The 20,064-nt window shown below is 64.8% G+C and carries 19 protein-coding genes; 6 read left to right on the top strand and 13 right to left on the bottom strand.

Annotated elements, in window-relative coordinates:
- Positions 1-15: 15 nt before the first annotated feature.
- Positions 16-693 carry a GntR family transcriptional regulator gene (locus tag OS914_RS08920; protein WP_267545706.1) on the bottom strand — a complete coding sequence of 226 codons (678 nt, stop codon included), beginning with the start codon at positions 691-693 and terminating at the stop codon, positions 16-18.
- Between the two features lie 227 nt (positions 694-920).
- On the opposite strand from OS914_RS08920, the gene OS914_RS08915 reads away from it, so the two are divergent.
- Both OS914_RS08915 and OS914_RS08910 read left to right on the top strand, forming a co-directional pair.
- Positions 921-1,928, top strand: coding sequence for a 1-aminocyclopropane-1-carboxylate deaminase (locus OS914_RS08915; protein ID WP_267545705.1), 1,008 nt, complete (start codon positions 921-923; stop codon positions 1,926-1,928).
- Between the two features lie 75 nt (positions 1,929-2,003).
- The gene (locus OS914_RS08910; RefSeq protein WP_267545704.1) at positions 2,004-2,522 is read left to right on the top strand and encodes a metallophosphoesterase family protein; all 519 of its coding nucleotides are present in this window, start codon (positions 2,004-2,006) and stop codon (positions 2,520-2,522) included.
- Between the two features lie 292 nt (positions 2,523-2,814).
- Here OS914_RS08910 and OS914_RS08905 read toward each other — a convergent pair whose 3' ends face one another.
- Positions 2,815-3,516, bottom strand: a complete 702-nt coding sequence (locus OS914_RS08905; RefSeq protein WP_267545703.1) for a type 1 glutamine amidotransferase domain-containing protein — start codon at positions 3,514-3,516, stop codon at positions 2,815-2,817.
- 41 nt (positions 3,517-3,557) lie between these two features.
- On the bottom strand, positions 3,558-4,436 hold the full coding sequence (locus tag OS914_RS08900) for an aldo/keto reductase (protein WP_267545809.1): 879 nt from the start codon (positions 4,434-4,436) through the stop codon (positions 3,558-3,560).
- 146 nt (positions 4,437-4,582) lie between these two features.
- On the opposite strand from OS914_RS08900, the gene OS914_RS08895 reads away from it, so the two are divergent.
- Together OS914_RS08895 and OS914_RS08890 are read left to right on the top strand one after the other, a co-directional pair.
- Positions 4,583-5,065: an SRPBCC family protein gene (locus OS914_RS08895; RefSeq protein ID WP_267545702.1), complete on the top strand. Its 483-nt coding sequence runs from the start codon at positions 4,583-4,585 to the stop codon at positions 5,063-5,065.
- A 39-nt stretch (positions 5,066-5,104) separates the two neighbouring features.
- The gene (locus OS914_RS08890) at positions 5,105-5,623 is read left to right on the top strand and encodes a hypothetical protein (protein WP_324290642.1); all 519 of its coding nucleotides are present in this window, start codon (positions 5,105-5,107) and stop codon (positions 5,621-5,623) included.
- 136 nt (positions 5,624-5,759) lie between these two features.
- Here the strand turns inward: OS914_RS08890 and OS914_RS08885 are convergent, their stop codons facing one another.
- From OS914_RS08885 to OS914_RS08860, 6 genes are all read right to left on the bottom strand, one after another.
- Positions 5,760-6,107: an antibiotic biosynthesis monooxygenase family protein gene (locus OS914_RS08885; protein WP_267545701.1), complete on the bottom strand. Its 348-nt coding sequence runs from the start codon at positions 6,105-6,107 to the stop codon at positions 5,760-5,762.
- Positions 6,108-6,241: 134 nt separating this feature from the next.
- Entirely contained in the window at positions 6,242-7,576 is a 1,335-nt protein-coding gene (allB, locus tag OS914_RS08880; protein WP_267545700.1) for an allantoinase AllB, read from the bottom strand.
- A 17-nt stretch (positions 7,577-7,593) separates the two neighbouring features.
- Positions 7,594-8,775 carry a glycerate kinase gene (locus OS914_RS08875; protein ID WP_267545699.1) on the bottom strand — a complete coding sequence of 394 codons (1,182 nt, stop codon included), beginning with the start codon at positions 8,773-8,775 and terminating at the stop codon, positions 7,594-7,596.
- Positions 8,776-8,784: 9 nt separating this feature from the next.
- Positions 8,785-10,575 (bottom strand): glyoxylate carboligase, encoded by a 1,791-nt coding sequence (gcl, locus tag OS914_RS08870; protein ID WP_267545698.1) that lies wholly within the window; start codon positions 10,573-10,575, stop codon positions 8,785-8,787.
- A 94-nt stretch (positions 10,576-10,669) separates the two neighbouring features.
- Positions 10,670-11,617 (bottom strand): 2-hydroxy-3-oxopropionate reductase, encoded by a 948-nt coding sequence (locus OS914_RS08865; RefSeq protein WP_267545697.1) that lies wholly within the window; start codon positions 11,615-11,617, stop codon positions 10,670-10,672.
- A 31-nt stretch (positions 11,618-11,648) separates the two neighbouring features.
- Positions 11,649-12,431 (bottom strand): hydroxypyruvate isomerase family protein, encoded by a 783-nt coding sequence (locus OS914_RS08860; RefSeq protein WP_267545696.1) that lies wholly within the window; start codon positions 12,429-12,431, stop codon positions 11,649-11,651.
- A gap of 563 nt (positions 12,432-12,994) precedes the next feature.
- Between OS914_RS08860 and OS914_RS08855 the strand changes: the two genes are divergently transcribed.
- Both OS914_RS08855 and OS914_RS08850 read left to right on the top strand, forming a co-directional pair.
- Complete coding sequence (locus tag OS914_RS08855; RefSeq protein ID WP_324290641.1) at positions 12,995-13,681, top strand: DUF6318 family protein; 687 nt, start codon at positions 12,995-12,997, stop codon at positions 13,679-13,681.
- Positions 13,682-14,019: 338 nt separating this feature from the next.
- Positions 14,020-14,604 carry a hypothetical protein gene (locus OS914_RS08850; RefSeq protein ID WP_267545695.1) on the top strand — a complete coding sequence of 195 codons (585 nt, stop codon included), beginning with the start codon at positions 14,020-14,022 and terminating at the stop codon, positions 14,602-14,604.
- Positions 14,605-14,762: 158 nt separating this feature from the next.
- Here OS914_RS08850 and OS914_RS08845 read toward each other — a convergent pair whose 3' ends face one another.
- The 4 genes from OS914_RS08845 to OS914_RS08830 are packed head-to-tail and all read right to left on the bottom strand — an operon-like array spanning position 14,763 to position 19,878.
- Positions 14,763-15,575, bottom strand: coding sequence for a bifunctional allantoicase/(S)-ureidoglycine aminohydrolase (locus OS914_RS08845; RefSeq protein ID WP_267545694.1), 813 nt, complete (start codon positions 15,573-15,575; stop codon positions 14,763-14,765).
- Positions 15,576-15,586: 11 nt separating this feature from the next.
- Positions 15,587-16,855: a DUF6986 family protein gene (locus OS914_RS08840; protein WP_267545693.1), complete on the bottom strand. Its 1,269-nt coding sequence runs from the start codon at positions 16,853-16,855 to the stop codon at positions 15,587-15,589.
- 2 nt (positions 16,856-16,857) lie between these two features.
- Entirely contained in the window at positions 16,858-18,453 is a 1,596-nt protein-coding gene (aceB, locus tag OS914_RS08835) for a malate synthase A (protein ID WP_267545807.1), read from the bottom strand.
- Between the two features lie 36 nt (positions 18,454-18,489).
- Positions 18,490-19,878, bottom strand: coding sequence for an NAD(P)-dependent malic enzyme (locus tag OS914_RS08830; protein ID WP_267545692.1), 1,389 nt, complete (start codon positions 19,876-19,878; stop codon positions 18,490-18,492).
- Between the last annotated feature and the right edge of the window lie 186 nt (positions 19,879-20,064).

The raw sequence follows: 20,064 nt of genomic DNA, 5'->3' as shown, positions 1-20,064 counted from the left end.
TCGCCGGTCAACCTGTCACAAGGGCTCTGTCAAGGTACCTCGATACGGCAGCGTGTAGCGCAGGCTGAGCCAGTTGTCCCGGCTGGCCCGGGCCGCGCCCTCCGCGTCGCCGTCGCGGGCAAACCGGATAATTTCAGCGTGCTGGGACACGGAGGTCCGGGCGGCAAAGGACGCGAAATGGACCCGCTCCACCCGGCGCAGCACCGGAGTGCTTTGTTCCAGTACCTCGGGGAGCACCGTATTTCCGCAGTGTGCAGCGAACACGTCGTGGAAGGCATCGTCCGCCAGCAGCGCGGCGTCCACATCCTGATCCTTCAAGGCCATGGCGAAACGCGCGTTGGCTTCCTCCATCGCGGCTAGGCGCTCCGCCGTCAGGAAGGGAACGGCCAACCGGGCAGCCAGTTCGTGCATAGCGGCCACCACCTGCTGTGCGCTGATGGTGGACGCCAGGTCAAAGGGAGCAACAATGGTTGCCCGTCCGGGCACGGCGATGGCCAGGCCCGCGCGCTCCAGCCGCAACAGTGCCTCCCGGATGGGCGTCCGGCTGACGCCCAGCCACTGCTCCAGCTCGGTATCCTTCAGCCTTTCACCCGGCGCGAATGTTCCGTCGACGATGGCATCGCGGAGCGATTGGTACACGTCGTCGCGCAGGAGCGAGCGCTTGTGCACGCCTTGAATGGAAGGGGTGGGCATGCTGCACATACTATACACACCCCTCGGTTCTCCGCCCCGGCCGTCCGCTGCTTCCCCTTCAGCGGGGCGGCGGACGAGGGTGCCCGGCCGCCGCCGTCGGCCATCTTTTGGAACCTTGACACGCGGCCTTTAGGGGCTGCAATATATTACATGTTGGCCAGCTCGTGCAGATGGCGTCCAACGCGTTTGACGCCCAAACGTCTCGCACCCTTCTTCAAGGAGATCCTGTGGCCATTACCGACTTTGAACGCTATCCCCTCACCTTTGGGCCCAGCCCGGTGCACCCGCTGCCGCGGCTGAGCCAGCATTTGGGCGGCGCGCAGATCTGGGCCAAGCGCGAGGACGTCAACAGCGGGCTGGCCTTCGGCGGCAACAAAACCCGGAAACTGGAGTACCTGGTCCCGGACGCGCTGGCCCAGGGCGCCGATACTCTGGTCTCGATCGGCGGCTATCAGTCCAACCACACGCGCCAGGTCGCAGCAGTGGCGGCCAAGCTCGGGCTCAAAGCGCGCCTGGTGCAGGAAAACTGGGTGGACTGGCCCGACCCGCTGACCGACCGGGTCGGCAACATCCAGCTCTCCCGCATCATGGGCGCCCACGTCACGCTGGATAACGCCGGGTTCGACATCGGCATCCGCAGCAGCTGGGAGCAGGCCATCCACGAGGTGGAAGAAGCCGGCGGCAAGCCCTACGCCATCCCGGCTGGTGCCTCCGACCACAGGCTCGGTGGCCTTGGCTTCGCGAATTGGGCCTATGAAGTGGAACAACAGGAGAAGGACCTCGGGATCTTCTTCGACACCATCGTGGTCTGCACTGTCACGGGCTCAACCCATGCCGGGATGATCGCCGGATTTGCCGGCCAGGACCGGCCGCGCCGCGTGATCGGCATTGACGCCTCGGCCACGCTGCAGAAAACCCGTGACCAGGTCGCACGAATCGCGCGCAACACAGCCGAGTTGATCGGTCTGGGACGTGAACTGCGCGACGACGAAATCAACGTGCTGGAAGGCTGGGCCGGAGACTTCTACGGCATCCCTGTCGAATCGACCCTGGACGCGATCCGGTTGGGCGGCTCCCTGGAAGGGATGATCACGGACCCGGTTTACGAGGGCAAGTCCCTGGCCGGCCTGATTGATCTGGTCACAAGCCGCGAGATTCCAGCCGCCAGCAACGTCCTCTACGCGCACCTGGGTGGCCAGCTCGCGCTGAATGCCTACAGCGGGCTGTTCCGCTAACCGCGACGTTAGCCTAAGTTGCAGTGCCCGAACGACGGCGGCGGCCCCTTCGGTTCGTGGTGGCAGGATAGCTGCATGACCACCCGTCTACTCCTGCTCTCCGACACCCACATCCCCCAACGCGCAAGGGCTCTCCCCGCGCAGGTGCTGGCCGCGATCGAGGCGGCGGATGTCGTCTTCCACGCCGGTGACTGGACCCACGAGTCAGTCCTGGACGACGTCGAGCGCCGCGCGCCCCGTCTCGTGGGAGTTTACGGCAATAACGACGGCGACGGGCTGCGGGGGCGCTTGCCGGAGGTGGCCCGGGTAATGATCGAGGGCCTACGGTTCGCCATGGTGCATGAAACCGGGCCTGCAGCGGGGCGGGAGGCACGGTGTGCCGCGCGGTTTTCGGACGCGGACGTGCTGGTTTTCGGGCACAGCCACATTCCCTGGGATTCTGTTGCGCCAGGTGGCCTGCGGCTGCTCAATCCAGGCTCGCCCACGGACAGGCGGCGGCAGCCGGCGTGCACGTATTTGACGTTGGTCGCCGAAGCGGGGGAACTGCGGGAGGTCACCCTGGTCGCCGTGGGCCGAAGTACGAGTGCGGCCTAAAGCCGACGACGACGGCGGCGGCGAACGGCTGGGGCGGCCAGTCCTGAGCCAGCAGGACCAGGAGTGCTGCGCCGCGCCGCGCCGTCGCGTATTCGGAGCTGTCCGTCGTGGGAGGAGCTGTTGGGTGGGACGTATCTGTCCCTGGCTGAGGAATCTTCCGATTTTGAATAGCCGCGAAGCGAAGGTGACCATGTCGGCGCTGCTCCCAAAGATACCGGCGAACGGCAGGCGCGTGCGGATCCACCAGCTGATGGATCCGCACGCGCGCAGGTTCTCTGAGCTGGGCCACCAACTACTCGGTCAAGGCGGCCAGCACTTGCCGGGCAACGTCCTCGCTGGACTGCGGGTTCTGGCCGGAAATCAGGTTCCCGTCACGGACCACGTGGGAGGTCCAGTCCGGGCCGGTTTCCACCAGGGCGCCTTTGCTGCGCAGCACGGTCTCCACGAACCATGGCGTATTGGGGCCCGTGCCGCCGTGCAGCTCTTCGTGGTCGGTGAACACGGTGAGGCGGCGGCCGGCAAAGAGGAATGTTCCCGAACCGTCGACTGCGCTGAGCAGACCCGCCGGGCCGTGGCAGAACGGGGCGATGATCTTCTCTGCTGCGTCCATCGATGTGAGCAGAGCACCCAGATCAGCGTCCTGATAAAGGTCGGTCATGGGTCCGTGACCGCCAGGCATGACGACGGCGTCGTAACTGCTGGCATCGACGTCGGCGAGGACCAGCGGCGATGACAGCTCCGTGTCAATGCCGGCGAGGTAGGACCGCAGTTCATCGGCCTTTTCCTGTCCGCCGGCGGCCTCAGGGGCCAAACTGACCTCATCCACGGTCGGCTTCCTGCCGCCGGGGGTGGCGATGTGCACGGTGTGGCCGGCGTCGAGCAGCAGGCGATGGGAGACAGCGAGTTCTTCGGCCCAGTAGCCGGTGGGGTGTTCGCTGCCGTCCTTCATGGTGAGGTGATTTGCGGCCGAGACGACCATGAGTATGTTGGCCATTGTGTTTCTCCTATTCGGGGCGTAAGCCCGGTGGTGGGAATTTATTGGGACTGCCGGGCGGCGCTTAGCTCCGCAAAAGTCGCATCATCGAGCACGACAGCGGCCGCGCCCAGGTTTTCCTCGAGGTGCTTGACCGTCCCGGTGCCGGGAATCGGCATCATCACGGAGGAGCGGCGCAGCAACCATGCCAACGCGACCTGCGCCGTCGTCGCCCCTAGCCGCTTGGCGGCTTCATCCAGCGCGCCGCCCGGCCTGGCGAGTTCGCCGGCGGAAATGGGTGCCCAGGGGATGAAGCCGATGCCGTTTTCTTCTGCGTAGTCCAGCACGTCTTCGGAGGAGTTGTCCGTGAGGTTGTAGCGGTTTTGCACGGTGGAGACGGTGAAGAATTTGCCGGCTGCCTTGAGTTCGTCGACGCTGACCTGCGAGAGTCCCAGCGCCTTGACCTTGCCTTCCTGCTGCAGGTCGCGCAGCACGGAGAACTGCTCCTCGGCGTCGACCTTGGGGTCAATGCGGTGCAGCTGCAGCAGGTCCAAGGCATCCACCTTGAGCTTGCGCAGGCTCAGCTCGGTCTGCTGACGGAGATATTCGGCGCGGCCCACCGGTACCCACTGGTCCGGTCCGGTGCGGGTGAATCCGACCTTGGTGGCGATTTTCAGGCCGTCCGCGTAGGGGTGCACGGCCTCGGCGATGATTTCCTCGCTGATATTCGGCCCGTAAGAATCTGCGGTGTCGATGAAGTCAACGCCGAGTTCGACGGCGCGGCGGACGACGGCGATGGCGGTGCGGCGGTCAGCGGGCTCGCCCCACACGCCGTCGCCGACAATCCGCATGGCGCCGAAGCCAAGGCGGTGCACGGTGCCGAGGTCCTTGAGGTCAATGGTCGACGGCGTCTGGCTGGTTTGGGTGTTCTGGATGGTCATGGTGGCGGCAACCACGGGCGGTGCGTCGATATTCCGGGATGGATCCCTGCGTCGTCCGCAGCCGAGCCCGCAACGCCTGATGGCCGCCGCCGCCGCCGTCATTCGGTGCACTGGAATTGCTCAGCAAACTGCGCAATGCTTGGACGATGACTGAAACCGAAGGAAAACTGACAGTTGACCGCGTGATCGATGCCCCGGCGAAGGAGATCTTTAAGCTCCTGAGCAACCCGGCGAACCACGCCGAGCTGGATGGCTCGGGGATGGTGCAGTCGGATGAGAAGACGGATCGGATCACTGCCGTGGGGCAGGTGTTCACGATGAACATGTTCTGGGACAAGATGGGCGGTGAGTACCAGACGGATAACCATGTGGTGGGATTCGATCCGAACAAGCTGCTGGCCTGGAAGACGGCCGAGGCAGGCAAGGAACCGGCCGGCTGGGAATGGGTCTGGGAACTGGAAGCGGCCGCGCCGGATTCCACCAAAGTCTCGCTCACGTACGACTGGAGCCAGGTGACGGACAAGGACGTGCTGCGGCAGATCTCCTTCCCGGTGGTAGAGGCGCACCAGCTGGAGGGCTCGCTCGGGAAGCTGGCCGAAGCGGTGGCCGGACCGCACCACACCAACTGATGTATCGGCTCTGACGACATCGCCGAATACCGGTCGCGAATGGTTTTTTCCGGCCATATAGCGGGGCTGGGGACAGCGTCCGGTCTCCGCGCTGTGGTTGGTGTGTGGGCGCAGTCGCCCTTTGGGCCGTTCGCGGATGTGATGGTGGAGCTGGCCTCCGGCCGCAGGATTCTGCTGGCGCCAAATGCGGAAGTAGCTGACTTTATTGGCAGCACCTACGGCTTTGACCAGACGCGGTTGGTGCCGCTAACGGCCTCGTTGGACGCTGGGAGTGACGCGGAGAATCTGGTGGTCGAGGCCGGGCCATTGCGGATCCGTGCGGTTGTCGGAGCCAGGTCTGCTCTGGGCTATGCGGCGGCGCTGTTGCCCCGGAATTTGGCGGTTCACCCGTGCTGGCTGCGCGCCATCAGTCCGGTGGCAGCACGGCTGAGTCCAGGGGTTCAGACCGCCGGTTCCGCCCGGGACGCACGCCAGGAGTTTTACGGGGTCACCGATGTGCGGCGGATCGATTCGGCCATGGTGAGCTGGGACGGCCACGACGTTGGCGGGCTGGCGTAGATCCGGCCGCCGGTCAGGTTCGGCTTTAGCAGCGTGCCGTCGCGACCGAGCGTCGCGACCGTGCAGACCACCGTGCTGATGGGCCCGTCCTGACCATGATTGACCATGCCCTCATGTGAGCCATGAGGCGTTGCCTTCAGAAGCTGAGTAGGCTGCCGCTACCGCCGGCCACGGCGTAGCTCCATAGCTCAGCGGAAAGGCCGACAGGCCGCTGGCGCGGAGCATCGCCGTCGTCCTGTCCGGGTTCAGCCTGCTGGTGCCCGGCCCCGAAACTGCGCGAGTTCTTCCATGCCTCGAAGCATTCCTCGTCCCGCCAGCGGGTGACGACCAGCCAGGTGGTGCGCTCGTCGGTGGGCTTGAGGAGTTCGAAGCCCTCGAATCCGTCCTGGCCGTCGACAGCACCTGCGCGGGCGGCGAAGCGCTGCGCGAGCTCGTCACCGCTGTCGGCAGGAACGGTGATGGCGTTGATTTTCACTATGCTCATGAGACCATTATGTCCGGTAAAGCTGGGCGGATCCTGCCGGCGAGGGCTCCCAATGAAACGGTCTCTGCCGCTTTGAGAGTACCAAAACGACAGAGACCGGCCACAGGGCTAAATGCCCCGGGGTGCGTCGGCCCTTAGCCCACGTTCCCGAGGGACAGCAGATTCCCGGTGGGCGTTTTCCCGTCCACTTCATTCCCGCGCAAAAAGGTCTTCCGGACCAGACCCGTCAGGGTTTTACCGGCGTAGGGCGTGATCGGGTTTTTGTGCTTAAGTTTGGAAACGTCCACCACGTAGGATTCCTCGGCAGCGAAGACCACGAGGTCGGCGTCGTACCCCGTTGCCAGCTGGCCCTTCGCGCCCAGCCGGGCAAGTGCGGCGGGTTTTGCGGACATCCAGGAGATGACCTGCTCCAGTGGGATGCCGCGCTCGCGGGCGTCGGTCCAGATCAGCGACAGTCCCAGCTGCAGCGAGGAAACGCCGCCCCACGCCACGGCGAAGTCGCCGTTTTCCAGGTCCTTGAGATCCAAGGTGCTGGGGGAGTGGTCGGAAACGATGCAGTCGATGGTGCCGTCCTGCAGCCCGGCCCAGAGCAATTCACGGTTGGCTGCTTCGCGGATCGGCGGGCAACATTTGAACGCGGTGGCGCCGTCGGGGATCTCCTCGGCCATCAGGGTGAGGTAATGCGGGCAGGTTTCCACGGTCAGCTTGATGCCCTCGGCCTTGGCCGCGGCGATCAGCGGCAGGGCATCGGAGGAGCTCAGATGCAGAATGTGGGCTCGTGCGCCGGTTCGGCGGGCGGCATCGATAACGGCCGCGATGGCAACGTTCTCGGCTCCGCGCGGGCGGGAGGCCAGGAAATCGCTGTAGTGGGTGCCCGGGGTCGCGGGGGCTTCCTCAATGGTGCGGGAGTCCTCGGCGTGCACGATCAGCAACGAGTCGAACGTCGCCAGCTCGGCCATGTCCGTTTCCATCTCGGCCGGCTCCAGATGCGGGAATTCGTCCACGCCGGAGTGGATCAGGAAGCATTTGAAGCCGAACGCGCCGGCGTCATGCATGCCGCGCAGATCGCCGGTGTTGCCGGGCACGGCACCGCCCCAGAAACCGACGTCCACGAAGGCCTGGTCCCGCGCAACGCTGCGCTTGAGCGCCAGGGCGTCGGCCGTCGTCGTTGGTGGGATGCTGTTCAGCGGCATGTCGATGATGGTGGTGACGCCGCCGGCGGCAGCGGCCCGGGTGGCGGATGCGAAGCCCTCCCACTCGGTGCGGCCGGGCTCATTGACGTGCACATGCGTGTCCACCAGGCCGGGAATGAGGGTTTCGTCGTCGGCCAGCTCGATGCTGCGGGTGCCTTCAAGGCCGGTACCGAGGGGTTCGACGGCGGCAATTACGCCGCCGCGGACGCCCACCTCACGCGCGGCTATGCCGTCACCGGTGAGGACTCGCTGGCCGCGGATGACGAGGTCAAACATGGAAGGGCTCCTTGGTATCAAAGTCGTAGGTTGCGTGGTGCGGTGCTGCCCAGATCGGCGGTGATGGATCCACCCTCGGCCCAGTCCAGAGCGATCCGCCGGCCCAGCCGTTCCAGGAGGGCTGCCGCATCGCTGATGCAGATGCTGACGTCCGGTTCCAGGTCGGTCAAGGCATACGTTTTGGCAAACCCGGCACTGGAGAGCGTGTCCTGATCAAGGGTGGTGCGGCCGCAGACGGCGATTACAGGAATGCCGGCGCGCGCGGCCGCCTGCGCCACGCCCATCGGCGTTTTGCCGCCCAGGCTTTGCCCATCCAGGCTGCCCTCGCCGGTGATGACCAGATCCGCCCCTGCAATTCTGCCGTCCAGGCCGGTGAAGTCCAAAACCACATCGATGCCGGGGCGGCGCTCCGCGCCCAGAACGGCCAGGGCGGCGTAGCCCACACCTCCGGCGGCGCCCGCTCCCGGAGCATCGGAGCTGGTGACGGCATGGGTGCCGATGGCGTTGGAGAGCAGCCGGAAATAGCATTCCAGACCGTGTTCGAGCGCCAGCACATCCGCCGGTGAGGCACCCTTTTGCGGGCCGAAGATTTCCGCAGCACCGTTTGGCCCGAGCAGCGGATTGTCCACGTCGCTGGCCAACACGATGGTTGCCGTTGCCAGCCTCGGGTCCAGCCCGCAGACGCCAACTTCGGCCAACTGCGCCAGGGCGCCGCCGCCGTCGGGCAATTTCTGCCCGCGTTCGTCCAGCAGTTTCACGCCCAGGGCGCTGAGAAGTCCGGCGCCGCCGTCGGTGCAGGCGCTGCCGCCCACGCCGAGGACAATGTCCGTGCACCCGGCATCCAGGGCGGCCCGGATCAGGTCTCCGGTGCCACGGCTGGTGGCGGTCAGTGCCGACAGTTCGCCGTTATGGAGCACGGCGAGCCCGGAGGCCACTGCCATTTCGATGACCGCCTGATGACCGCGGACCGCAAAGTCCGCGGTGATCGGGCGGCCCGTTGGCCCGGCCACCGTCACACTCCGGCGGGTGAAGCCGGAGGCGACGGCGGCGTCCAAAGTCCCCTCGCCGCCGTCGGCCACTGGAATCTGCTCCACTGTCAGCCCCGGCTCCGCGGCCAGCAGACCGGCGGCCAGATGCGCGGCCACCTCCGGCGCGGAGAGTGAACCCTTGAATTTATCCGGGGCTATGACAATGCGCATGGTTTTCTCTCAGTCCAGCAGTGCGATGATCGCGGTGGGGGCGTCCTGGTGCTTCTCGGCCAGTTCCTCGAACTCGGTGACATTGTCCAGCTCAGTGCCCATCGAGATGTTGGTGATGCGCTCCAGGATGACCTCGACGATGACCGGGACCTTGAACTCGCCCATCAGCGCCTGCGCCTTCTCAAACGCGGCGGCCAGATCTGCCGGATCCTCCACCCGGATGGCCTTGCAGCCCAGCCCCTCGGCAACCTTGACGTGGTCCACGCCGTAGCCGGCTGTGGTCGCAGAAGAGTCAGTGGAGTTGATGTTCTCGAAGGCCAGCGAAACCTCGAAGTCCATCTTGAAGCCGCGCTGGGACTGGCGGATCAGGCCCAGGTAGGAGTTGTTTACCACCACGTGGATGTAGGGCAGCTGGAACTGTGCGCCCACGGCCAGCTCTTCAATCATGAACTGGAAATCGTAGTCGCCTGAAAGGGCGACGACGGTCTCGTTGGGTTTGCCGCGCACTACACCGAGCGCTGCCGGTACTGTCCAGCCCAATGGGCCTGCCTGGCCGGCGTTGATCCACTGGCGCGGGCCGAAGACGTGCAGCATCTGCGCGCCGGCGATCTGGGACAGCCCGATGGTGGAAACGTAGGTGGTGTCCTTGCCGAACGCCTTGTTCATTTCCTCGTAGACGCGCTGAGGCTTGATCGGAATGTTCTCGAAGTGGGTTTTGCGCTGCAGTGCACCCTTACGGGCGGAGCAGTCCTTGACCCAGGGGTTGTAGTCCGGGAACGGGCCGTCGGCCTTGCGTTCGCGGGCCACTTCCAGCAGCATGTCCAGTGCGGCGCCCGCGTCGGAGACGATGCCCAGGTCCGGGGCGAAGACGCGGCCGATCTGGGTGGGCTCGATGTCGATGTGCACGAACTTGCGGCCCTTGGTGTACGTCTCGATGCCGCCGGTGTGGCGGTTGGCCCAGCGGTTGCCGATGCCGATCACGAAGTCAGACGCCAGCATGGTTTCGTTGCCGTAGCGGTGCGAGGTCTGCAGGCCCACCATACCGGCCATCAGCGGATGGTCATCCGGAAGGATGCCCCAGCCCATCAGCGTCGGGATGACCGGGACGTTGAGCAGTTCCGCCAGTTCAACCAGCTGCGCGGAGGCGCCGGCATTGATGATGCCACCGCCGGCCACGATCAGCGGGCGCTCTGCGGCGGTGAGCATGTCCAGCGCCTTCTCGGCCTGGCGGCGGCTGGCCTTGGGCTTGGACACGGCCAGCGGCTCATAGGCATCGATGTCAAATTCGATCTCCGCCATCTGCACATCAAAGGGCAGGTCCAGCAGGACCGGGCCCGGACGGCCGGAGCGCATCAGGTAGAACGCCTTCTGGAAAGCGCCCGGGATCTGGCCCGGCTCCAGCACGGTCATGGCCATTTTGGTCACCGGAGCGGCGATGGAGGAGATGTCCACGGCCTGGAAGTCTTCCTTGTGCAGCTTGGCCACGGGTGCCTGGCCGGTGATGCACAGGATCGGCACGGAATCTGCCCAGGCGGCGTAAAGCCCGGTGATCATGTCGGTCCCGGCGGGGCCGGAGGTACCCAGGCAGAGGCCGATGTTGCCGTCGGCGGCGCGGGAGTACCCGTCCGCCATGTGCGAGGCACCCTCGACGTGACGGGCCAGCGTGTGGCGGATGCCGCCGTCGGCCTTCATGGCTGAATAGAACGGGTTGATCGCAGCGCCCGGCAGGCCGAACGCCTCGGTGGCGCCCTCCTTCTTCAGGATAGCGATCGCAACATCAACTGTGCGCATCTTGGACATGGGATTCTCCTTTTGGTTTCCCCCGGCCGCCGCTATGCACCGGCCGGGGGAATTCTTTGAATGATGAGTGGCCGGAAGTCCGGCGGGGGGAGGGCTAGTTGGCGGTGGAAGAACCAGCGCCGCCGGATTTACCGGAGAGCTGCTCGACGAGCTTGAACAGCCCGGAGTGGTCCAGGCCGCCGTCGCCCTGGTTGACCATGGAGCCGACCAGCTGTGCGACTACGGCACCGAGCGGGATGGTGACCCCGGCTTCGCGGGCGGCGGAGGTGACGATGCCCATGTCCTTGTTGTGCAGCTGCAGGCGGAAACCGGGCTCGAACGAGCGGTCCAGCATTTTCTGGCCCTTCTGCTCGAGGACCTTGGAGCCGGCCAGGCCGCCGCCGAGGACCTTCAGGGCTGCCTGCGTGTCCACGCCGTAGGCCTCCAGGAAGACGATCGCTTCAGCCAGAAGCTCGATGTTGCCGGCCACGATCAGCTGGTTCGCTGCCTTGACCGTCTGGCCGGAACCGGAGGGACCAACGTGCACAATGGTCTTGCCGACGGCGTTGAGTACGTCAGCGACGGCGTCGAAGTCAGCGGCGTCCCCGCCGACCATGATGGAGAGTACCCCGTCGATGGCGCCCTGCTCGCCGCCGGAAACCGGTGCGTCAAGCGGCTTGACGCCGGCTTCCTTGGCATCCTTGGCGAGCTGTACGCTGACGTCCGGGCGGATGCTGCTGGCATCGACCCAGTATGCGCCGGCCTTGGCGTTCGCGAACACGCCGTCCGGGCCGGACACTACCCCTTCAACATCGGGGGAGTCCGGCACCATGGTGATGACGACGTCGGCATCTTTGACGGCCTCGGCAATGCTGCCGGCGCCGTTGCCGCCCGCCTCGACCAGGGCGTCAATCTTGTCCTGGCTGCGGTTGAAGCCGGTGACGGTGAAGCCAGCCTTGACCAGGTTGGTGGCCATGGGGAGGCCCATAATGCCGAGTCCGATAACTGCAACGTTTGTCATGGTGAAATCCTTTAGGTCTGTGGGGTGAGCTGCTGGGTGCACTGCTGGGTGTGGGGGCGGCGAAAGTCGCCGGCTAGCGGATCAGCCAGGCGAAGGCCTTATCCGTATCCGCCTTGTACTCGAGTCCAATGAACCCGTCGAAGCCGAGGTCACGGCTCTTGGTGATCCAGTCACCGAGCGGGAGGTCGCCGGAGCCGGGCGCGCCGCGGCCGGGGTCATCCGCGATCTGAATGTGTCCGAAGTCCTTCGCGTAGCTCTCGATGACCGCTTCCACGTCGTCGCCATTGACGGAGAGGTGGTAGAAATCCGCCAGCAGGGCGATGTTCTCGGCTCCGGCGTGACGGACCTTGCCGATCACGTCCATGGCCTGCTTCGCTGTTTTAATCGGGTAGAGCTCCGCGCCGCTGACAGGTTCCAGCAGAACGGTTCCACCGATCCGGTCTACACCCTGGGCTGCGGCCACCAGGTTTTTGACGGCGAGCTCATCCTGCTCCTCGGGTGTGAACTCGGCCATCCGGTTTCCGTACAGCGCGTTGAAGGCCTTGCAGCCAAGCCGCTCACCGATGCCGGCGACGACGTCGATATTGTCCTTGAACTCCGCGCAGCGGCCCTTCCAGGAAACCAGGCCGCGGTCACCGGCGGGCATGTTCCCGGCGTTGAAGTTCAGGCCGGTGAGCTGGACGCCTGCGTTGGTGATGGCGTTTTCGAAGGCCGTGACATCGGCATCGGACGGAACCGATTCGGCGAAGGGCCACCAGAATTCGACCGCGTCGAAGCCGGCAGCCTTAGCCGCGGCCGGACGCTCCAGCAAAGGCAGATCGGTCAGGAGGATCGAACAGTTCACTGTGTACGTCATTGTGGATATCCTTCGCCAGCGTGGTAAATGGTGCGACGTCGTTGATGAAACGACGCGATTTTCACCATATGAAAATTATATCTTGCCTAATGAAAAGTCTAAGGCTGCCCCCGCGTGCCGTCAACCCCCGGATGGCAGAGCGGGTGATGACGGCCAGCTTCGAAGTACATAGGTCCCTTGCATCTAAGGTACCCCGCTGTTCTTTTAGTCTCGGGGCGGCTCTTTCTGTCTCGGGGCGGCTCTTTCTGTCTCGTGGCGGCCCGAGAACAAAACTTAACGCGCGCGCCCGGGCCCCGATAGTCAGCCCGCCCCGCTGATCGGCCGCGGACCGGGGTTGGCCTGGACCCTGGTGGCGGTGTGGGGGCCCGCAATCGGACACTTCTGCGCACCCTGACGGACGGAGAGTGCGCAGGGGTGTTCTGGCGCAGTGTCTGCCGCAAAGTCTGCGCAAGTTTTGCCGATTCCCTGCCCAAACACCGGGCCTGTGGAAAACCTTGGACCGTCTTCGTGATCTGCGCTACCTTTAAGCACACTCGCAGTACACCACCTCTGGGGTTGGGGAAATGATGTACCCAGTTTCGGCACGACATGGAAATGGCCGCCTCGCAGCAGCGGTGGCCGGTACGGCAATCATCCTTGTTCTCACATCCTGCACCGGAGCCCCCAACACCCCGCCCTCCAGCTCCGCCACCGCGCCAGCAACAACGAGCGGGACAGTGACTTCCGTAAGCACCGCGCCGGGGACCACTGCCTCCCCGACAGTGGCGCTCCCCGTTTACAAGCCTGCCGACGCAAGCGGGCCGGCGCAAAACGTCCCACTCCCGGTTAAACCGCCACTCGCCGACGAATTCTCCAAAGCAGGGATAGAAGCCTTCGCCCGCTACTGGTACGACACACTCTCCTACGCCTTTGAGACAGGGGAGATGTCGCCCCTGGAGTCGATTTCGGATCCTGGTTGTATTCCATGCGCGCGAACTAAAGCAGGAGTAGTCCCGTGGCATCAGGAAGGTCGATGGACGGTCGGAGGCCAAATGATCGTGGATGGCACACAATCATCGTTCGAGCGGACGCCCGAAGGCTTCTTTCAGGCGGTTACTAGCGTCAAGCAAGCGTCTATTTCCTATTTTGATGCCGATGGGATGCTCATTGAAAAGAAACCACCGACGGCGGCTATCGCCGACATTGTTGTCGCTGGCCATCGTGATGGTCACTGGACTGCCATGACAGTCGAGCATCTTGGTGCTAATTAGGCGGAGGAATCAAAGTGTCCTTTCGAATCCGGCGGATGGCATTGATCAGTCTCGGCCTAGCGTTGCTGACTGGAACCTGTATGCCGGCGTGGCCTGCAGGATCGCCGCCGCCGGTCAGGGAAAACTGGAACGGTTATGGCGTTGCGACTTCAGTGTGGCACCAGATTCCGGGCTCCACGATGTGGGGAGATGTTCCCGTGGGTGTTCCCGACGATCCCTTCGACTATAAATTCGAGCTTGCCTGTCGAACGGCGGACGACTTACTACCGAAATGTTTGGCAGCGGGACCTCAATGCCAAAGCGATCATGGCGGGGTTTCTGTTGTTTGGTACAACGCTGTGAAGGCCATTCAGCCCCCGGTATGGAGCTTCCTGAGCGGGCCAACCTGCATCTATTCGGAGAAGCCCCGGGATGTTCTCGCCGAAATAGCAGCAGGCATTGAACACGAATTCCAGAACTCGCCCGTCATCCCTGCCGCGGTCGGCAGCCAGCCAGGGCCCAACACCTTACGCGGGGCGGAAACCAATCTCTATGCTGAGGCCGTGGAGCAGGCCTTCGACGTGGACCTACTGGGCCAAAAAGTCCACATTTCGGCTACGCCCATCGCCTATGTCTGGGACTACGGCGACGGCATCGCACTCGGCCCGACGCCCCATTCGGGCGCACAACTTCCTCAGGACCGCTGGGGGGAAAAGACCTTGACCAGCCATATCTATACCCAAACCGGTGACTTCGCCGTCAAGGTGGCAACTCACTTCCGCGGAACATATACGGTCAACGGCGGTGCCCCGCTGGCAATCCCCGGACACGGAACGTTCAGCTCAGCGCCACTGCCGGTGAGCGTTTGGCGGACAATAACGAAAACGTACGCCGACGATTGCCTCCAAAACCCGCAAGGGGAAGGCTGCGGCTATTCTCCCTGAAGTAGGGCCAATCACTGACCCGCCGGGATCTCCGGCCCTCGCGCACGCCGTGGAAATGGACATATGCCGTGGAAATGGAAGGATGCCGTGGAAATTTCCACGGCATCCTTCCAAACGAACGGCAAACGAACGGCCAGGATGGGCCGCCCGGCCGGGACTTACGTCAGGCGGATCTGGCGGTTGACGTCCTTGTACAGCAGGTAGCGGAACTGGCCGGGGCCGCCCGCGTAGCAGGCCTGCGGGCAGAAGGCACGCAGCCACATGAAGTCGCCCGCCTCAACCTCGACCCAGTCGTTGTTGAGCAGATACATGGCCTTGCCCTCGAGCACGTACAGGCCGTGCTCCATCACGTGGGTCTCCGGGAAGGGGATCACTCCGCCGGGCTGGAACGTCACGATGTTCACGTGCATATCGTGGGCCAGATCGTTCGGGTCAGCGAAGCGGGTGGTCTTCCAGACGCCGTCGACGTCGGGCATCTCGTTGGGCGCCACCTCGGCGTCGCTAGTGACGAAGGACTTGGCCTCGTAGCCCTCAAGACGCTCGTAGGCCTTGCGGATCCAGTGGAAGGAGACGATGTCCTCCGAGACGTTCTCCAGGCTCCAAGCGTCACCGGCGGCCAGGTAGGCGTAGCCGCCTTCCTCCAGCTGGTGCAGCTCGCCCTCGAGGGTCAGGTTGACCTTCCCCTTGGTGACGAAGATGACGCCTTCGACGCCGGCCTCCTGCTCGGGCTTCTCGGAGCCGCCGCCTGCACCGATCTCCACAATCAGCTGGGAGAAGGTGGTGGCGAAGCCGGAGATCGGACGGGCGATGATCCAGGACCGGGTGTTGGTGAATCCCGGGAGGTTGCTCGTGACGATGTCCGTCAGCACGCCCTTGGGGATGACCGTGTAGGCCTCCTTGACGATGGCGCGTTCGGTGGTGAGGTGTGTTTGCGGCGGCAGGCCGCCCTCGGGGTAGTAGTACTTGCCCATCAGTGAATCCTTCAGTGAGAGACGGTGGCGAGCCGCGGGTGGGCCAGCGCTGTCAGTTGGGTTTGGTCAAGGCTCGTCTGGGCCAGTACTTCCTCGGCGCCGGCGGCGCCGCAGACCAGACCGCGCAGGATGAAGTTGGCCAGGGCGCGTGCCGTGGCCGGTTCGTCCATGACGGCGCCCGGGGTCTGCTGGACGTAATTGCGCAGGCGCACGGCGGCTGCCGGAAGGCCTTCGCGGTAGAACGCGTACGTGGCGCTGAAACGGCTCGGCAGCTGGGCGGGGTTCAGGTCCCAGCCCTGGTAGTAGCCGCGTTCCAGCGAGCGGCGGACCAGCCGGCCGTGCAGTGCCCAGGCCGCGTCGGCGCCGTCGCCGATCGGCATGATGTTCGTGGAGCCGTCGGAGAGGCGGATGCCCGTTCCGGCCACGGCCAGCTGCATGATCTCCTTGGCGAAGTCCGCCACCGGGTGCTCCATGGACTGGTACTGGGCGGAGATCTCCAGCGAGGCGCTGTAGTCGTAGGTCCCGTAGTGCAGGCCACTGATGCGTCCGGGGACCACGTGGGGCAGCTGCGCCACGGGGGAGGTGCCGTCCGGGCCCAAAATGAGCTGCGGGGTTTCCACCTGCACCTCAAAGCGCAGGCGTCCGGCAGGCAGTCCGTGGATTTCCTCCAAACGGCCTACGGCGAAGTCCATGGCCTTGACCTGGTCGACCGTGGTCACCTTCGGCAGCGTCAGCACCAGGCCGTCGGGGAGTTCCCCCGCCTGAGCCAGGGTGGAGACGAAGAGGTCCAGGGTGCGCACGCCGCGGGCCCGGGTCGGAGCCTCGAAGCACTTGAAGCGGATGCCTACGAACGGCGGAGCCGTCCCCGCGGCTACGGCTGCGCTGACAGTCTTGGCGGCCGTCACGGCGGCGGCATCCTCGACGTCGTCGCCGCGGTTGCCAAAGCCGTCCTCAAAGTCCAGGCGCAGGTCCTCAATCGGTTCGTTCGCCAGCTTGGCGGCAACCCGGGGAGCCACGGCCGCAGCCAGTTCCCCGTCTTGCCCCAGCAGCGCGCCGAGGCGCTCGAGTCCGCCGGCGTTGTTGATCGCCTCAAGGCCCTGTGCGCCCCAGTCGGCGGCAAAGGTGGTGGTGAACTTATCCGCCGGCACGTACACGGTGTGCACGGGCTGGCGGGTGCCGTCGTCGCCCGGGTAGTTGCGGTCAAGTAACTGGTCCGTGGCGGCGCAGGAAGCGTCGATGTGCGCCAAGTCCGCCGCTGTCAGTGATTGGGTTTCCGTCATCCCTAGCCCACCAGTTCGTAGGCGGGGATGGTCAGGAAGTCGGTGTAGTCCTCCGACAGGCAGATGTCCCCGATGAGCTTACTGGCGGCCTTGTAATGCTTCTGGAAGCTTTCCTCGCCGACCTCGCCGCGCAGTTTCTCGGTCTCTTCGGCCAGGATGCGGGTGACAAGCTCACGGGTGACGGTGTTGCCGGTGTCGGTGAGCACCACGCCGTTGCGGATCTGCTGCCAGACCTGCGAACGGGAGATTTCCGCTGTGGCGGCATCTTCCATGAGGTTATGGATGGCGACCGCACCGTTGCCCGAGGTCCACACGGCCGTGTAGGCCACGGCGACGTAGAGGTTCAGGCGCAGGCCCGCTTCGGTGGCCTGGCCGGCTGCGGAGGAGATGTCCAGCAGCTGGTCGGCAGTAACGGTGACCTCGGGGCGCTGCTTGTCCAGCTGGTTGGGCCGATCGCCCAGCACGGAGTCGAAGACCTCCTTGCACACCGGGACCAGGTCCGGGTGTGCAACCCAGGAGCCGTCAAAGCCGTCGTTGGCCTCGCGCGTCTTGTCGGCGCGGACCTTGTCAAAGGCTGCGGCCGTGACTTCGGGCTCGCGCCGGTTCGGGATGACCGCCGCCATGCCGCCCATGGCGAAAGCGCCGCGGTGGTGGCAGGTCTTCACGAGCAGCTCGGTGTAGGCGCGCATGAACGGCGCCGTCATGGTGATCTGTGCACGGTCCGGCAGGGTGAAGGCTTCGCCGGCGTCGCGGAAGTACTTGATGATGGAGAACAGGTAGTCCCAGCGGCCGGCGTTCAGCCCGGAGGCGTGGTCGCGCAGTTCGTAGAGGATTTCGTCCATCTCAAAGGCTGCGGGGATGGTCTCGATCAGCATGGTCGCCCGGATGGTGCCCTGTGGCACGCCCAGGTAATCCTGTGCAAAGACGAAGACCTCGTTCCACAGCCGGGCCTCCAGATAGCTTTCCATCTTCGGCAGGTAGTAGTACGGGCCGGCGCCATTGGCCAGCTGCAGCTTGGCGGTGTGGAAGAAGAGCAGGCCAAAGTCCACCAGCGCGGCCACGGCCGGTTCGCCGTCGACCATGACATGCCGCTCGTCCATGTGCCAGCCGCGGGGGCGGGCGATCACGGTCGCCAGCGGCGCATCGGTGCGCAGCCGGTACTCCTTGCCCTCCGGCGAGGTGTAGCTCAGCGTTCCGGCGGCGGCGTCGCGCAGGTTCAGCACCGCGTCGACGACGTTGGGCCAGGTCGGTGTGCTGGCATCTTCGAGGTCCGCGAGCCAGACCTTGGCGCCGGAATTGAGCGCGTTGATGGCCATTTTGGCCGGCGACGCAGGCCCGGTCATTTCCACCCGGCGGTCCTGCAATGCGGCGGGCGCGACGGCAACCTTCCAGTCGCCGGCGCGGACGTCTGCGGTCTCGGGCAGGAAATCGAGTTTGCCGGTCCGGGCCACCTGCTCGCGCTTGGCGGCGCGGTCGGTCATGCGTTCCTTGCGGGCGGGGGCGAAGCGCCGGTTTAGCTCTTCGATGAAGGCCAGCGCCTCCGGGGTGAGGATTTCCTCGGCGCGGTCAATCGGATGCGCGTCGGAAAGGATAAGCATGGGGGTTGGTGCGGAAGTCATGAGAAAGAATCCCTTCTAAGAGTGGTGCCCGGCAGCGGTAGCTACGGCCGTTGCTACGTCACCGGCCACCTGGTGATCAAAAACGCTCGGCACAATGAAGCTGGCGTTCAGTTCATCATCGGCTACACGGGCGGCAATTGCACCTGCTGCGGCCACCAGCATTTCATCGGTGATGTCGGAAACGCCGGCATCGAGCAGGCCGCGGAAGAATCCGGGGAAGGCCAGCACGTTATTGATCTGATTGGGGAAGTCGCTGCGGCCGGTGGCGACGACGGCGGCGTACTTGGACGCGATGGCCGGATCCACCTCGGGTGTCGGGTTGGCCATCGCGAAGATGATGGAATTTTCTGCCATCGAGGCGACCTGCTCCTCGCCCAGGACGTTCGGGCCGCTGACCCCGATGAAGACGTCCGCGCCGGCCACTGCCTCGTGCAGGGTGCCGGTGAAGTTGTCCGGGTTGGTGTTCTCGGCCAACCAGGTTCGGTGCGTGTCCGTATAGGTTTCGCTGCGGTTGATGGCTCCCTTGCGTCCGCAGGCGATAACATTGACAGCGCCTTGGGCGATCAGCAGCTGGATGATGGCATTCCCTGCCGCACCCACGCCGGCCACCACAATCTTGACGTCGCCGATCTTCTTATCCACCACGCGCAGCGCGTTGGTCAGCGCGGCGAGGGTAACAATGGCGGTGCCGTGCTGGTCATCGTGGAAGACCGGGATGTCGAGCTCGTCGCGGAGGCGCTTTTCAATTTCAAAGCAGCGCGGGGCCGCGATGTCTTCCAGATTGACGCCGCCGTAAACCGGGGCCAGCGCCTTGACGATCATGATGATCTCTTCGGTGTCCTGCGTATCCAGGCAGACCGGCCACGCATCAACGTTGGCGAACTGCTTGAACAGCGCCGCCTTACCCTCCATCACCGGCAGCGCCGCGGCGGGGCCAATGTTGCCCAGGCCGAGGACGGCGGAGCCATCAGTGACGACGGCAATTGTGTTGCGCTTGATGGTCAGATTCCGGGCGGCGCTGGGGTCTTCGGCGATTGCCATGCAGACGCGGGCGACGCCGGGCGTGTAAGCACGGGACAGGTCGTCCCGGTTGCGCAGGGCTACCTTCGGGACGACCTCGAGTTTGCCGCCCAGGTGCATCAAAAAGGTGCGGTCGGAGACCTTGCGGACGGTGACGCCGTCGAGCGCGTTCAACGCATCCTTCACGCGGACGGCGTGCGCATCGTCGGTGGTGTTGCAGGTGACGTCAACGACAAGGCGTTCGTGGTGGGATTCCGTGACGTCCAGCGCGGTGACGGCCGCGCCGACAGCGGCAACCGCGGCGGTCAGCTCACTGGTCGCTGTGAAGCTGGACGGCGCCTCGACGCGCAGGGTGATCGAATTTCCGGGACTGGGAGTCGCCATTGAATTTCCTCCTGGTGCCGGTCGGACCGGCCCTAGCTACGATGTGAATGTTTTCGTATTATGGATATTATTATCTATCTCGTGGAAATACAATCCCCTCCTCATATATCACCCGCGCAGTCCGCGGGTGCGGTATCTTGGGACAACAGGGCAAACCTTCCGCGATGCGGATAATTTTTGTCAAAC

The organism is Arthrobacter endolithicus (assembly GCF_026627425.1).
Taxonomy (GTDB): domain Bacteria; phylum Actinomycetota; class Actinomycetes; order Actinomycetales; family Micrococcaceae; genus Arthrobacter_M.
The sequence above is the reverse complement of the archived record's forward strand: the minus strand, read 5'-3'. Positions and strand labels throughout refer to the sequence as shown.

Coding starts and splice junctions, on each gene's coding strand:
- OS914_RS08855 (WP_324290641.1), top strand. CDS start 12,995: ATGATGTACCCAGTTTCGGCACGACATGGAAATGGCCGCCTCGCAGCA.
- OS914_RS08890 (WP_324290642.1), top strand. CDS start 5,105: ATGGTTTTTTCCGGCCATATAGCGGGGCTGGGGACAGCGTCCGGTCTC.
- OS914_RS08900 (WP_267545809.1), bottom strand. CDS start 4,436: ATGACCATCCAGAACACCCAAACCAGCCAGACGCCGTCGACCATTGAC.
- OS914_RS08895 (WP_267545702.1), top strand. CDS start 4,583: ATGACTGAAACCGAAGGAAAACTGACAGTTGACCGCGTGATCGATGCC.
- OS914_RS08885 (WP_267545701.1), bottom strand. CDS start 6,107: ATGAGCATAGTGAAAATCAACGCCATCACCGTTCCTGCCGACAGCGGT.
- gcl (WP_267545698.1), bottom strand. CDS start 10,575: ATGTCCAAGATGCGCACAGTTGATGTTGCGATCGCTATCCTGAAGAAG.
- OS914_RS08920 (WP_267545706.1), bottom strand. CDS start 693: ATGCCCACCCCTTCCATTCAAGGCGTGCACAAGCGCTCGCTCCTGCGC.
- OS914_RS08845 (WP_267545694.1), bottom strand. CDS start 15,575: ATGGGCAAGTACTACTACCCCGAGGGCGGCCTGCCGCCGCAAACACAC.
- OS914_RS08860 (WP_267545696.1), bottom strand. CDS start 12,431: ATGACGTACACAGTGAACTGTTCGATCCTCCTGACCGATCTGCCTTTG.
- OS914_RS08875 (WP_267545699.1), bottom strand. CDS start 8,775: ATGCGCATTGTCATAGCCCCGGATAAATTCAAGGGTTCACTCTCCGCG.
- OS914_RS08830 (WP_267545692.1), bottom strand. CDS start 19,878: ATGGCGACTCCCAGTCCCGGAAATTCGATCACCCTGCGCGTCGAGGCG.
- OS914_RS08910 (WP_267545704.1), top strand. CDS start 2,004: ATGACCACCCGTCTACTCCTGCTCTCCGACACCCACATCCCCCAACGC.
- OS914_RS08905 (WP_267545703.1), bottom strand. CDS start 3,516: ATGGCCAACATACTCATGGTCGTCTCGGCCGCAAATCACCTCACCATG.
- aceB (WP_267545807.1), bottom strand. CDS start 18,453: ATGCTTATCCTTTCCGACGCGCATCCGATTGACCGCGCCGAGGAAATC.
- OS914_RS08840 (WP_267545693.1), bottom strand. CDS start 16,855: ATGACGGAAACCCAATCACTGACAGCGGCGGACTTGGCGCACATCGAC.
- allB (WP_267545700.1), bottom strand. CDS start 7,576: ATGTTTGACCTCGTCATCCGCGGCCAGCGAGTCCTCACCGGTGACGGC.